Source organism: Brevibacillus sp. JB24b (assembly GCF_051713385.1).
Lineage (GTDB): Bacteria > Bacillota > Bacilli > Brevibacillales > Brevibacillaceae > Brevibacillus_B > Brevibacillus_B laterosporus.
In genome coordinates this window covers 220,001-234,101 of sequence record NZ_JBNVQV010000001.1, presented here as the reverse complement: position 1 = coordinate 234,101, position 14,101 = coordinate 220,001, and the positions used below count along the sequence as shown (strand labels likewise).

At 44.3% G+C, this 14,101-nt stretch carries 9 protein-coding genes, 10 tRNA genes, 1 rRNA gene and 1 pseudogene (1 of these 21 only partly in view); all 21 read right to left on the bottom strand.

Annotated features, from left to right (window positions below; genetic code table 11):
* Nucleotides 1–119 precede the first annotated feature (119 nt).
* Entirely contained in the window at nt 120–965 is an 846-nt protein-coding gene (locus ACQV1I_RS01305; RefSeq protein WP_094702485.1) for a DUF2785 domain-containing protein, read from the bottom strand.
* Nucleotides 966–981: 16 nt separating this feature from the next.
* The gene (locus ACQV1I_RS01300) at nt 982–1,659 is read right to left on the bottom strand and encodes a DNA methyltransferase (RefSeq protein WP_236645937.1); all 678 of its coding nucleotides are present in this window, start codon (nt 1,657–1,659) and stop codon (nt 982–984) included.
* 112 nt (nt 1,660–1,771) lie between these two features.
* Nucleotides 1,772–2,154: pseudogene (locus ACQV1I_RS01295) on the bottom strand (TnsA endonuclease N-terminal domain-containing protein); the annotation flags it as partial.
* A 91-nt stretch (nt 2,155–2,245) separates the two neighbouring features.
* Nucleotides 2,246–4,081 (bottom strand): glutamine--fructose-6-phosphate transaminase (isomerizing), encoded by a 1,836-nt coding sequence (gene glmS / locus ACQV1I_RS01290; RefSeq protein ID WP_116335369.1) that lies wholly within the window; start codon nt 4,079–4,081, stop codon nt 2,246–2,248.
* A gap of 557 nt (nt 4,082–4,638) precedes the next feature.
* The gene (gene glmM / locus ACQV1I_RS01285) at nt 4,639–5,985 is read right to left on the bottom strand and encodes a phosphoglucosamine mutase (RefSeq protein ID WP_018673569.1); all 1,347 of its coding nucleotides are present in this window, start codon (nt 5,983–5,985) and stop codon (nt 4,639–4,641) included.
* 45 nt (nt 5,986–6,030) lie between these two features.
* Entirely contained in the window at nt 6,031–7,266 is a 1,236-nt protein-coding gene (locus tag ACQV1I_RS01280; RefSeq protein WP_116335370.1) for a CdaR family protein, read from the bottom strand.
* Nucleotides 7,259–8,077, bottom strand: a complete 819-nt coding sequence (cdaA, locus tag ACQV1I_RS01275) for a diadenylate cyclase CdaA (RefSeq protein ID WP_094702477.1) — start codon at nt 8,075–8,077, stop codon at nt 7,259–7,261. The genes ACQV1I_RS01280 and cdaA overlap by 8 nt, the downstream gene beginning before the upstream one ends.
* A gap of 111 nt (nt 8,078–8,188) precedes the next feature.
* Nucleotides 8,189–8,812: a zf-HC2 domain-containing protein gene (locus ACQV1I_RS01270; RefSeq protein ID WP_018673572.1), complete on the bottom strand. Its 624-nt coding sequence runs from the start codon at nt 8,810–8,812 to the stop codon at nt 8,189–8,191.
* Between the two features lie 20 nt (nt 8,813–8,832).
* Nucleotides 8,833–9,396, bottom strand: coding sequence for an RNA polymerase sigma factor SigW (gene sigW, locus ACQV1I_RS01265; RefSeq protein ID WP_018673573.1), 564 nt, complete (start codon nt 9,394–9,396; stop codon nt 8,833–8,835).
* A gap of 569 nt (nt 9,397–9,965) precedes the next feature.
* Nucleotides 9,966–10,862 (bottom strand): arginase, encoded by an 897-nt coding sequence (gene rocF, locus ACQV1I_RS01260; RefSeq protein ID WP_116335371.1) that lies wholly within the window; start codon nt 10,860–10,862, stop codon nt 9,966–9,968.
* 178 nt (nt 10,863–11,040) lie between these two features.
* Nucleotides 11,041–11,114: transfer RNA gene (locus ACQV1I_RS01255), tRNA-Gly, on the bottom strand.
* An 8-nt stretch (nt 11,115–11,122) separates the two neighbouring features.
* A tRNA-Pro gene (locus ACQV1I_RS01250) sits at nt 11,123–11,199 on the bottom strand.
* A 6-nt stretch (nt 11,200–11,205) separates the two neighbouring features.
* Nucleotides 11,206–11,282 (bottom strand) — tRNA-Arg (locus ACQV1I_RS01245).
* Nucleotides 11,283–11,287: 5 nt separating this feature from the next.
* Nucleotides 11,288–11,363, bottom strand: a tRNA-Gly gene (locus ACQV1I_RS01240).
* Between the two features lie 10 nt (nt 11,364–11,373).
* Nucleotides 11,374–11,449, bottom strand: a tRNA-Lys gene (locus tag ACQV1I_RS01235).
* A 4-nt stretch (nt 11,450–11,453) separates the two neighbouring features.
* Nucleotides 11,454–11,528: transfer RNA gene (locus ACQV1I_RS01230), tRNA-Gln, on the bottom strand.
* A gap of 7 nt (nt 11,529–11,535) precedes the next feature.
* Nucleotides 11,536–11,620: transfer RNA gene (locus tag ACQV1I_RS01225), tRNA-Tyr, on the bottom strand.
* A gap of 29 nt (nt 11,621–11,649) precedes the next feature.
* Nucleotides 11,650–11,725 (bottom strand) — tRNA-Val (locus tag ACQV1I_RS01220).
* Between the two features lie 7 nt (nt 11,726–11,732).
* Nucleotides 11,733–11,809: transfer RNA gene (locus tag ACQV1I_RS01215), tRNA-Glu, on the bottom strand.
* A gap of 3 nt (nt 11,810–11,812) precedes the next feature.
* Nucleotides 11,813–11,887 (bottom strand) — tRNA-Asn (locus tag ACQV1I_RS01210).
* Between the two features lie 58 nt (nt 11,888–11,945).
* Nucleotides 11,946–14,101 (bottom strand): 23S ribosomal RNA (locus ACQV1I_RS01205) (it continues 773 nt past the right edge of the window).

Below are 14,101 nucleotides of genomic sequence, written 5' to 3'. Positions count from 1 at the left end.
GCGTGGTGGGTGGTACTTCCATTTTACCAAAGGATGGTTTCTTTTTGTTTTTCTTGACATAAAAAGGGGCAATCCCTCAGCCAATTTTCCATGGCTTTTGGGACAGCCCCTCTAATCCTTTAACTGATAGAAAACCTGTTCAATTTTGCCTCAGTACCAAGCATGACAGTGTTAAGCTCATTCCCTCGGCTATCTTGTCCCCTTCTGAAATAGAGACTGCGTAAAAAATTCTTGCTGTTCACGCGAGCAATCACCTGACTGCGACTTCTCGGCAAATTGCAGCATTGCGCTAAGCCGCTAATCCAATCAGCGATTTCTTGATGTGGAAGTAACTCTTTGTCAATCATCGTATCCACGATGTTGACCATCCGCTCATCATCCTCATCGCTAAAAATGTGTCTACCATTATGAAGCATACCAGAAATAGCGACAAGAACCTCACGCAGCATTGCGACGCTGCTCTCCTCGCACTGCACCAGCTCGACAAAAACATCCGCACCGTGAGACGCGCTGTGAGCCCAGCCTCCTACTGAAAGGTAACCTCGCAGATCCTTCTCCTCTTTATAATAACGGAGCATTGCATGCATTAATTGCTCAATTTCCGCTTGATTGAGAAATGGATTCTGTCTGTGGCGTTGCACAATCAAAGCGATAGGCAAGGCAGAGAACGTCCTTGTAAAAACTGACTGATCATCCTCGCTGCCAATATTATAGAACAAATGGTTCTCATCAGTCAGAACAGTTAAGAGGCTACGCAACTCCTCTCCACTGAACCTATTCTCTTCCTTAATCCACATATAAAACATCGGATAAATCAGGTTATCCCGTAATTCTGGCTGAGGATCGCCAATATATTGAAGTAACAAAGGTAAGAAATCTTGATGCTGCTCACCTTCGCGTAACTGATACTCATCCTTCTCAATTCTTTGCAAATCCAGCATCAATTTGGTCCTTGTATCGCTCATTTTCCCATCCCTCTCATCATTCGTTCACTCGCCCATCATCTAATTTCTTTTCCACATATGTTGAGCCCCAACCCTCTAACCACCTTTTCATTGATTTTTTAGGGTTTGTCCATGACCTAGAACCTGGATAGTGTAGTGCCCCTGTAAAAGGGAACTGAATTGCATAGCTATCTTTGTTTGTAACCGTTGCCACTGTCGCATTACTACTTCTCCAGAGTCCCTCTGGGTCATTATCAGGATTTTTATACTTCGAGTTAGTAGAATCTTCTCGTGGTAATAACACTGTCTTAGCAATAGATTTATCTTTAGCATATACCAATACGTACTCTGCAGCCGTTGACACATGCTTACTATCATTTTTAGGAGAATAAGACTTTTGCCAATTAATAATCCCTATTCTATTTTCCTCACCAAATACTTCATTCATCATCATTCCTAAGTGAAATAGTTCATTATCATCAATACATATGGCTATTACACCAGTTGGTTTAAGCATTTTCCACATCATATGAAGACGTGGCATCATTGCTTTCATCCACTTTGTATGTTTAGAACCATCATCTTCAGAAACTAAAGCCCCAAGGTCTGGATCATGTGGATCGCTATCCCGGTCATCATTATACCGGAAATAATGCCCAGTATTATACAGTGGATCTGTCAAAATTAAATCTACTTGTTCTCTATATTTATACAAGGTGACCATCCCCTGAAGATTTTCGCCCTCAAGAATTATATTTCTAGACTGCTGTTCTTCAGTCCCTACACATAATTTTCTATTAACTCGAGTTACTCTTGGCCTTACCTTCTACTTCAGTCACATTCTGTCCTTTATTAACTGTTAATAAAAAATCAGTTGTCATCACAATTGGACTACCAGTTTTAGGGTCAGTAGGATGATTTATACCTAACTCATTTGCAATAGCAATGGTTTCTTCTAACGGTAGTAAAGGAAATTGCTCCCGGATATCAACAATATAATTCGAATACTCAGTTAAATAGAAATAATTGCGTTCCAAATCCGACAGAAATTCATGCTGTCTATTTGTTTTTATTTTTTTAAACGAGTTGAACGCCCCTTTGAAGATACATCTTGAATCTTCAACCAAGGTTTATAATCTACTCCAATACCGGTCCCTCGACCTTGTTTAATCCACTGTTCAATCTCAGATATTCTTTTTCTTTTCGACATAAAAACACCCCTTTAGATAATCATATCTAAAGGGGTAAAACGGTGCAACTTTATTTCAAATCTACAAAAACCCCTATCTAAAATCCAAACCCTACTCCACCGTCACACTCTTAGCCAAGTTCCGTGGTTTATCCACATCCAGGCCACGAGCTGTAGACGCAAAGTAAGCAAGCAATTGCAATGGAATGACAGTTAATACAGGAGACAGGATCGGCAGTGTGCGTGGCACATATACCACTTCATCCACTGTTTTCGCCAATTCTGTATCTCCTTCAAATGCGAAGCCTAGCGTGTAGGCACCGCGGGCTTTGACCTCAACGATGTTGGATACCGTCTTGTCAAATAGGTCTGGCTGAGTAGCCAGTGCAATAACAGGTACATTCTCTTCAATTAGAGCTAGGGTACCGTGCTTTAATTCACCCGCTGCGTAAGCTTCGGAATGAATATAAGAAATCTCTTTTAGCTTCAGGGAGCCTTCCAGCGTCACAGCATAGTCCAGACCACGTCCGATGAAGAACAGGTTTTGAACATCCTTTGTTACAGAAGTAGCTACCTTACGCAGGTCCTCTTCCATTTCTAGAATGTTAGCTGTTTGAGTTGGGATCTCTAATAGGTGATCGACAATCTCAGCGATTTGTTCATCTGTTTGTGTTCCTTTTATCTGTGCAAGATAAAGCGCAAACAGATACAGAGCCAAGCTTTGGCATGTATAAGCTTTTGTAGAAGCAACCGCCACTTCTGGTCCCGCCCATGTATAGATAACCTCATCTGCTTCACGAGCTACCGAGCTGCCTACTACGTTACTTACCGCCATTACTTTCACGCCGTGTTTCTTCGCTTCACGTAGAGCTGCCAGCGTATCTGCTGTTTCTCCTGATTGACTGATGACAACCACTAACGTCTTATCTGTGAAGATCGGGTCACGATATCTAAATTCAGAAGCGATCGCTACCTCGACAGGAATGCGTGTCAGCTTCTCAATGACTTCTTTCCCAATGAGGCCAGCATGCATAGAAGTACCGCATGCTACGATGTACATTCTGTCAAAAGCAGCTAGCTCTTCTGGAGTCATTTTCATCTCTGGTAATTGTACACGTTTGTTTTCCGGATCAATACGGGAGCCAATTGTATCTCGCATTGCTTTTGGCTGCTCATGAATCTCTTTTAACATAAAGGAGTCATAGCCGTCCTTCTCTGCTTGCACCAAGTCCCAATCTACATGGAAAATCTCACGCTCAACAGGCTCGCCTGTCTCTGCTACTGTCAACTGGATGTTATCTCGAGTTAAAACAGCCATTTCGCCTTCATTTAAAATGTACATATCACGTGTATGCTCCAAAATAGCTGGGATGTCAGAGCCGATAAACGCTTCCCCTTCACCAATACCCACGATTAGTGGACTTGCCAAACGTACTGCAATTAATTTATCTGGTTCGTGTTCTGTCATGATACCAAGTGCATAGGCACCGCGCATTTTTTGTATAGCCTTGCGCACTGTTGCTATGATATCGCCATTATATAAATCAGACAATAGATGAGCGATGACCTCTGTATCTGTTTCAGACAGGAACTTATATCCTTTTGCTATCAATTCTTCCTTGATAGTCAGGTAGTTTTCAATAATCCCATTATGAACAACTGCAAATTTATGCGTTTTGTCTAAATGAGGATGAGAGTTTTCATCGGAAGGCTTCCCGTGTGTTGCCCAACGAGTATGGCCAATTCCAACCATTCCCGCTAGTGGTCTGTCTCTTAGACGCTCTTCTAACGTAGCAATCCGTCCCTTGGATTTTGCATGATCCAAACCTTGCTCCGTCATTACTGCTACCCCTGCAGAGTCATACCCACGATACTCCAGCTTACGCAGACCTCCAATAACGATATCCTGCGCCTGTTTACTTCCAATATATCCAACGATTCCGCACATAGTAATGAAACCCCTCTCTAGTGGACAGGGGTACGACCCAACTGAATTTGCTAACGGGGTGTACCCCCGTCATTCCTTTGCAAATTTTTATCTATAAGGTGATTGTGAACATATCATGCTCAGATTTTGTCCATAAGGTTGCCCCTATGTTTTGTAACTGAGCTTTCGGTCTTGATTATGACCGGGAGGCATCCGCCGAACATTTCGATAAACCTCCACCTCGTCCACTGTGCTCCATGTCGGGCAGCCACAGTGCTGGCGCTTTTAAAAGATATTTGTGTTCTTAAAAATGAGAATCCTCTTTCCCCTCCCTATTTATGATAATCAAATACTTTCTTACTTTAGCACAGCTTTGTGTGGGGGACAATATCTCTTTTCCGCTACTATCCTCATAAATTAATGATAAATTGCTAAGATTTCCCCACTCTTTATGTTATGCAGGTGTAGGACTAAATGTGTCACATGAAAAATGGCAGTAGAAATGTTGCCTTATCAAGGTTCTGGCACATAAAAAAAGGGAACAGACCTAAGCCGCTCCCTTTCACCTATATTTACCTTTATGCTAATTCCTTTTTAACAACCTCTACGATTTTTTGAACCATAACCTCTAGTTCAGCAGCATCTGGACCCTCTGCCATTACGCGGACTATTGGCTCTGTACCTGATGGACGGACCAACACGCGACCATTGCCATGCAGACTTTCCTCTACCTCTTTAATCGCTTGCTCAATAGCTACATTGCCATTCAGCTTTGTCTTATCTTCCACACGCACATTTACTAATAGCTGTGGGAATTTAGTCATCATCTGTTTTAGTTCAGACAATGGTTTGCCTGTTTCCTTGATGACATTAAGCAGTTGCAGACCAGTTAATAAGCCATCCCCGGTAGTATTGTAATCTAGGAAAATAATATGCCCAGATTGCTCCCCACCCAGGTTATAGCCCCCACGGACCATTTCTTCCATTACATAGCGATCGCCTACAGCTGTACGTGTACTATTGATGCCTTGCTCTTCCATTGCTTTAAAGAAGCCAAGGTTAGCCATTACGGTCGTCACTACTGTATTGTTGTTTAGTTTGCCCTTATGTTTAAGAGCACGCGCACAGATAGCCATTAGATAATCGCCATCTACTAATTCACCGTTCTCGTCGACAGCTATACAACGATCTGCATCTCCGTCAAAGGAAAGTCCCAATACAGCCTTATGCTTCACAACCTCTTCCTGTAAACGTTCTGGATGTGTTGATCCGCATTGATCATTGATGTTGATACCATTCGGGCTTGCACCAATCGTAATTACATCTGCTTCCACGTCTGCAAATAATCTCGCTGCCAAAGAAGATACGGCTCCATTTGCGCAATCCAAGACGATTTTCATGTCTTCAAAACGCTCATTTACAGAACTTTTGAGATGAGAAAGGTATTTCTGGCTACCTTCCAGATAATCGATTACAGTACCGATTTTGTCCCCTGTTGGGCGTGGCAATGTATCCTCTGGTGTATCCAAATATCTTTCAATCTCATTTTCGTCTTCATCTGACAGTTTAAAGCCATCGTTACCAAAGAATTTGATTCCATTATCTTCAAATGGATTATGTGAAGCAGAAATCATGACACCGGCATCTGCCCCTAAAGCTTTGGTCAGATAAGCTACGCCAGACGTAGAAATTACTCCCAAACGAACTACTTCTGCACCTACAGAGAGAAGACCTGCGATTAGAGCACTCTCCAGCATTTGACCAGAGATACGCGTATCGCGACCAATAACTACCTTTGGTTTGCCTTCCTCTTTGTGTCTTGTCAGTACGTATCCACCATCTCGACCTATTTTAAAAGCCAATTCAGGTGTAAGCTGCGTATTAGCAACCCCACGTACGCCGTCTGTTCCGAAATACTTCCCCATCCTTGTCCCTCATTTCTTTCCTAGTACACGTAATAGGCTATGTTCCTACTGTTTTTTTGTGATTTCTACCGTGACCTGATTAAGTGCATTCGATGCTATCTTGAGATAATCTGGTAAATTGTTATTATATACCAGCGGAATCTCATGCACACCTACAGGTAGCGAACTTACATCTGCTACAATTTGAATGTCATTTGCCGTGAGGTCTTTTAGGATGTTAGGAGCACCGATCACATCGAAGCTTACTGTGCTTAATTCCTGTCCATCCGCTGTGACGACTTTAGCAACCAAATCTTCAGCGAGTCCGGTTACCCTCAATGGTACGTTCTCCAATTTTTTGGTTTCGGATGGCACTATCTTCAGTGTGACATCTAACGTATCTGGGTCTACCTTCACCACTTTTGGCGCCAACGGCATTTTTAATTGAAGTACCCGATCTGAAGTAATATTTTTAAGATCAATTGATGGACCCGAGTAGGTATCCAAAGGTTTAATCACTTCATTTGGTCCGTATACCGTCACCTCTTGTGTGTTCATCGTTATACTAGCCAAACTATATCCATCTGGTAGCTCATTCGTCAAGTTTAATTTGAGTGGAACCATTTTGGACGGACTTGTCACCGGTATATTAACTTCGACTACAAGCGGTGAAATTTCTGCTCCCGTCATCTGATTTCCTTGCTTATCATACACTTTCAATTGCGCATTACTAGAAACAGTATCGGTCGCTCCATCTACATTGACAGCAGCCTTTACTACACCAATCTTCTTAACCTGACTTGCTGGAACAGTAACCAGTACACGGAATGGTTTCACAATAGGTTGTTTTAACTCATATCCATCCGCTTCCTTGCCAATTTTCTCGACATGGACATCCATTTCCACCGTTTGTTTTTCTTCTAATGTTACATCAATATAATCAGGTGTTATGGTCACTTTTGATCCATCAGGGAATCCACGCGACTGCACCTGCAAACGATGTGCTCCACTTGCTAAACCTCTGGCGTCTATAAATACCTCGTAGTTATCAAAGATATTATATTTTAGAAAAGGATTGTTACTCTCCACTGCTACTTTAACAGATTGTAATTTGTTGGTAATCTCAAAATTATCGGCGTCATAATAAGCTTTAACCTTTGCGCTCTCGATAATTCGAGTAGGCTGTACTGCTTCACTGGAATTGCCTTGCTCTGGCTCTAAGTTTACGATCATCCACAACATAATGGCCAAAAGCAGGGCAATTCCGCGGACAAACCAATGACTGTTTAACCATCTATCCATTTTTTCGCCCCCATTGCCAACGACTTGCCATGGATTTACTCTTCGCTTGTGGAGAGAGTCTGCTTAGCATTTTTTGTGCTAGTAGCTCTTCAGTCAAGTTACGCGTTATTTCTCCATTGGTCGTTATCGAAACGTTACCTGTTTCCTCCGACACAATAATGGTAAAACCATCGGATACCTCACTCATTCCAATAGCGGCTCGGTGTCTTGTTCCCAGCTCTTTAGAAATGGATGGATTCTCAGATAACGGGAGATAACAAGCTGCTGCTAACACCGTATCCTTACGCAAAATGACAGCTCCGTCATGCAGAGGCGTATTCGGGATAAAGATATTGATTAACAGCTCTGACGTGACTCGACCATTTATGGCGATTCCTGTCTCCACATAATCATTTAGCCCTGTATCTCTCTCCACAACGATTAGAGCTCCAATACGACGCTTAGCCATATAAGTGACAGCCTTGCCGACTTCCTGGACCATTCGTTGTACGCCTTCTTCATCATCATTCGAGTAAGAGCGGGAGAATAATTTACCGCGCCCAATTTGCTCCAACGCACGACGAAGCTCAGGCTGGAAAATAATAACAATTGCTAATACCCCAAATGTAAAAGCTTGAGACATCAGCCAGTGCAGGGTACGGAAATCAAAGTACTTGCTAAGCAACCAGGTAACGATAACTACCATGATTCCTCGCAAAAGTTGTACAGCACGAGTTCCGCGGACCAGCATGATTAGTTTATAAATCAAGTACGTGACTAAAAGAATATCTATTCCGTCACGCAGTATGTTCACGTAGTTTAAATACCCCATACCGCCGCCTCACATTCCTACTCCAATACTATCCAAGAATTCTGATTGGATTGTTTGCGGAAAAAAGCACGGCTTTTCATGCCGTGCTACTTCTCTTCCTTCTATTTTCCCCTAATGAGTCAACGGAAGCAAGTCATTTCCGATATTTTTCATCTCATACCATACCCAATCGAAAATCATTTCGATGGATTCTGTATCTCCTGCCACCTGAGCTGTTGAGGCTAAAAAGACTCTACCGTCAATAGCTACAACATTCCCCTTCACTTCGCCTTCTACCTCTACACTGCCATTGCGCACAATAAGGTCTCCGGTTAAAGTAGTACCAGCTGGCACGACAACTACATTACGCTCTTTATCTATCTTTAGCTTATCCATATTGGCTGATGTGATCTGTAAGGTATTATCCCGATCAAACCAGCTGGTAAACAAACTTCCTGTCATGAGGACAAAAAAGACTGCCGCTGCCGTTACGAACGGGTGTCGTCTCATCCAGTTACCAAAGCTCTTACGTTTCGCTACTGGAGGCAACTGAGCCATAACACGTGCAGTAAAATCACTTGGTGCTTGAATATGAGAGGCACTCTCCACATAGGCAATCACTTTTTGCAATTGTTGTAGATGTGTACGGCATTCTTCACAGTTAAGCAGGTGCTGTTGAAGACGTTGATTCGATAGTTGATCGATATCTTTATCCAAAAACACATGGTTAAGCTGCTTCGCTTCTCTGCAATCCATCTGAATACGTCTCCTTTCAATTAAAATCGCAACTTATTTCGCAGTGCTTCTCGCCCACGATGAATTCTGGTTTTAATCGTTGTAATTGGTAACTGCAAGGCATCGCTTATTTCTTGCAACGATAAATCCTCAATGTAACGAAGTACCATGATAGACCGATACTTAGGATTTAACTTGGTTAATGCATCTTGCACCGTTTCTTGTAATTCTTGTACGACGACTTTTTCCTCAGGGGTTTTCTCGTCGGAGGCTAGTCTAGAATACCAATCAAGCCCTTCTAAATCCCCGCCCTGCTCTTCATCCAAAGAAAATTGTGGTTTTTTCTTTCTTCCCCGGTCAATACACAGGTTAGTGGCAATACGGTATATCCACGTTGAAAAACGATAATTTTCATCATAGGAATGCAGATTGGCATAAACGCGCAAAAAGGTTTCTTGTGCAATATCTTCAGCCTCTTGGCGATTGCCAACCATTCTGAAAGCCAGCTGAAAGATTTTATCTTTGTACATTTCCACCAGTTCCGCAAACGCTTCACGGTCATCCCGTTTCGCTCGCTCTACCAAGCGTCTCTCTACAAATTCCATGCCATCCTCCCTAGAATGTAACCCGTCTTCTAATACGAACTAAAGACGATTTAGTTTCAAATTTTCCTGTTAAGTTCTGCGGAATTTTTTTCTTTCATTATATAAGTAGTTTGCCTTTTATTCTCGTTTAAAACTGTCTGAAACCAGCGTTTATGAAAAGAATTTTATAATAATGTATAAAAAGAGCATAAATAAGCTGTTTCGAACTATTTATATAATAGTAACGAAAGAGCAAGATACAAAAAAAATATTCAAAATGGAACGTGCTCTTATTATGGTAATATAAGTACATCGCTGTATCATCAAATGAAGTAGAGCGAAATAGAGCAAATAAGCAGTACAAGCACTGCCTCTTCATCACTCCCGCACTTTAGAAACTCAGTGTAAAATAGAACGATTTTTTAAATCAATGGAAAAACTCACCCTTTGACTCTACCTTCATATTTTCAAAATGTAAAGCTTCATGAAAAGGCAATTAATCGGCTTACTTTAAGTATATAAGATATGGATCAAATAAACAAAAGACAGGAAAATGGAAGATTCATTTCCATTTATCCTGTCTTGAAATCTTACAATAGCTTATCTCCAAATACGGAACTCATTAAGGCAACCGCCACACCTGCTGTTGCATTCTGCTGATCAAGTATTGGATTCACTTCTACAAATTCAGCTGATGTTAAAATATCTGCCTCGGCCAGAATTTCCATGGCCAAATGTCCTTCTCGATAAGAGATACCTCCGATAACTGGAGTTCCTACTCCTGGAGCATATAATGGATCTAAACCATCTAAATCCAAGCTCAGATGAACTCCATCGGTTCCTTTTGTAACATATTCAATTGTTTCTTCCATTACACGTGTCATACCTAGGCGATCGATTTCATGCATGGTATATACTTTAATGCCAAGCTCTTTGATTAATTCACGTTCACCAGAATCCAAATCTCTAGCACCAATAATGACAACATGTTCTGGTTTTATCTTCGGACTATATCCTCCGAGTTTAACCAAGGCTTCATGTCCAATTCCTAGTGAAGCAGCAAGCGGCATGCCATGAATATTTCCAGAGGGGGATGTCAGACCTGTATTTATATCACCATGAGCATCAAACCAAATCACGCCAAGGTTCTTTTTCATCTGAGCAACTCCCGCAAGCGTTCCTAACGCTATACTGTGATCGCCTCCTAAAACTAAAGGAAAACGTTCATCTTCTATCTCCTTTGCCACCTTTGCTGCAAGTCTTTCATTTGCCTCTAAAACCTGATGTAGATACTTATGGTTGTCAGTCTCTTCGAAATTTTCAGGCCTAATAACAGGAATATCCCCTAAATCCTTCACTGAATATCCCAAACCCTCTAAACGCTTCACTACCCCAGCATATCTAATAGCGCTAGGTCCCATATCTACACCGCGACGATCACAACCTAAATCGAGAGGTACACCAATCATTGATATCTTTTTATTCATATGTGAGACTCCTTCCTTGGGGTAACAAAGTCTTCTACTTTCTATCTCTATATTGTAGACGGAGATGAGGCAATGACTCAACTCGACAAATTTTTGCATAGTTATGAATTTATTTTACAATTATTTGACAAACAAAAAAGCAACCCAGATCATCTGAGTTGCTTCTCTTGTAAACTTATGGAGCGGGTGATGGGAATCGAACCCACGCGACCAGCTTGGAAGGCTGGAGTTCTACCATTGAACTACACCCGCATAATGCATGGTCGGGAAGACAGGATTCGAACCTGCGACACCTTGGTCCCAAACCAAGTACTCTACCAAGCTGAGCTACTTCCCGACATTATGGCGTGCCCTGAGAGATTCGAACTCCCGACCTTTTGATTCGTAGTCAAACGCTCTATCCAGCTGAGCTAAGGGCACATCTATGGAGCGGACGACGGGTCTCGAACCCGCGACCTTCGCCTTGGCAAGGCGACGCTCTACCAATTGAGCTACGTCCGCAAAATAAAAATGGTGAGCCATGAAGGACTCGAACCTTCGACCCTCTGATTAAAAGTCAGATGCTCTACCAACTGAGCTAATGGCTCCCAATGGCTGGGGTACCAGGATTTGAACCTGGGAATGACGGAGTCAAAGTCCGTTGCCTTACCGCTTGGCTATACCCCAATAGGAATGGTGGGGAGAGACGGATTCGAACCGCCGAACCCGGAGGGAGCAGATTTACAGTCTGCCGTGTTTAGCCACTTCACTATCTCCCCAATATAATGTTGCATTTTAAATAAATAAATGGTGGAGGATGACGGGATCGAACCGCCGACCCTCTGCTTGTAAGGCAGATGCTCTCCCAGCTGAGCTAATCCTCCAGATAAATGGTGACCCGTAGGGGATTCGAACCCCTGTATGACAGCGTGAAAGGCTGCTGTGTTAAACCGCTTCACCAACGGGCCATATGGCTCCTCAGGACGGACTCGAACCGCCAGCCTACCGGTTAACAGCCGGTTGCTCCACCATTGAGCTACTGAGGAACAATATGAAAGAATTGTTCTTTCAAAACTAGATAATGAAAGTCAGCATAAAGGCAATGTGGATAAGTCCTCGACCGATTAGTATTCGTCAGCTCCATGCATTGCTGCACTTCCACACCGAACCTATCAACCTCATCGTCTATGAGGGGTCTTACTAGCTTGCGCTATGGGAAGTCTCATCTTGAAGGGGGCTTCACGCTTAGATGCTTTCAGCGCTTATCCCGTCCGCACATAGCTACCCAGCTGTGCCACTGGCGTGACAACTGGTGCACCAGAGGTGCGTCCATCCCGGTCCTCTCGTACTAAGGACAGCTCTCCTCAAACTTCCTACGCCCGCGACAGATAGGGACCGAACTGTCTCACGACGTTCTGAACCCAGCTCGCGTACCGCTTTAATGGGCGAACAGCCCAACCCTTGGGACCTACTTCAGCCCCAGGATGCGATGAGCCGACATCGAGGTGCCAAACCTCCCCGTCGATGTGGACTCTTGGGGGAGATAAGCCTGTTATCCCCAGGGTAGCTTTTATCCGTTGAGCGATGGCCCTTCCATGCGGAACCACCGGATCACTAAGCCCGACTTTCGTCCCTGCTCGACTTGTAGGTCTCGCAGTCAAGCTCCCTTGTGCCTTTACACTCTACGAATGATTTCCGACCATTCTGAGGGAACCTTTGGGCGCCTCCGTTACTCTTTAGGAGGCGACCGCCCCAGTCAAACTGCCCACCTGGCATGGTCCTTCCACCCGATAAGGGCGGCAAGTTAGAAACTCCGTACATCAAGGGTGGTATCCCAACGACAGCTCCACGAAGGCTGGCGCCCTCGCTTCACAGCTTCCCACCTATTCTGTACATGATGCACAAAGTTTCAATACCAGGCTACAGTAAAGCTCCATGGGGTCTTTCCGTCTTGTCGCGGGTAACCTGCATCTTCACAGGTATTATGATTTCACCGGGTCTCTTGCCGAGACAGCGCCCAAGTCGTTACGCCTTTCGTGCGGGTCGGAACTTACCCGACAAGGAATTTCGCTACCTTAGGACCGTTATAGTTACGGCCGCCGTTTACTGGGGCTTCGGTTCAAAGCTTCGCTTGCGCTAACCCATCCCCTTAACCTTCCAGCACCGGGCAGGCGTCAGCCCCTATACTTCGCCTTGCGGCTTCGCAGAGACCTGTGTTTTTGCTAAACAGTCGCTTGGGCCTTTTCACTGCGGCCTCCTCGGGCTATAAACCCTACCGAGGCGCCCCTTCTCCCGAAGTTACGGGGCCATTTTGCCGAGTTCCTTAGCAAGAGTTATCCCGCGCACCTTAGGATTCTCTCCTCGCCTACCTGTGTCGGTTTGCGGTACGGGCACCTTGTTCCTCGCTAGACGCTTTTCTTGGCAGTGTGAAATCAGGGACTTCGGTACTTATATTTCCCTCGCCATCACAGCTTGTGCTTACTGGTGTGCGGATTTGCCTACACACCACACTTACTGCTTAGACGGCCATCCAATAGGCCGCTCACCCTATCCTCCTGCGTCACGCCATTGCTCAAACGGAACAGAGGTGGTACTGGAATATCAACCAGTTGTCCATCGCCTACGCCTTTCGGCCTCAGCTTAGGTCCCGACTAACCCTGGGAGGACGAGCCTTCCCCAGGAAACCTTAGGCTTTCGGTGGACAAGATTCTCACTTGTCTTTTCGCTACTTACACCGGCATTCTCACTTCCAAGCGCTCCACCGCTCCTCACGATACGGCTTCACTGCTGCTTGGAACGCTCCCCTACCCAGTCCATAAGGACTGCCATAGCTTCGGCGGTATGTTTAGCCCCGTTACATTTTCCGCGCAGAGTCACTCGACCAGTGAGCTATTACGCACTCTTTAAATGGTGGCTGCTTCTAAGCCAACATCCTGGTTGTCTGGGCAACTCCACATCGTTTCCCACTTAACATACACTTGGGGGCCTTAGCTGATGGTCTGGGCTGTTTCCCTTTTGACGATGGATCTTAGCACTCACCGTCTGACTCCCGGATATAAGTACTTGGCATTCGGAGTTTGACTGAATTCGGTAACCCGATGAGGGCCCCTAGTCCAATCAGTGCTCTACCTCCAAGACTCTAAATCCGAGGCTAGCCCTAAAGCTATTTCGGGGAGAACCAGCTATCTCCGAGTTCGATTGGAATTTCACCGCTAGCCACACCTCATCCCCGCACTTTTCAACGTGCGTGGGTTCGGGCC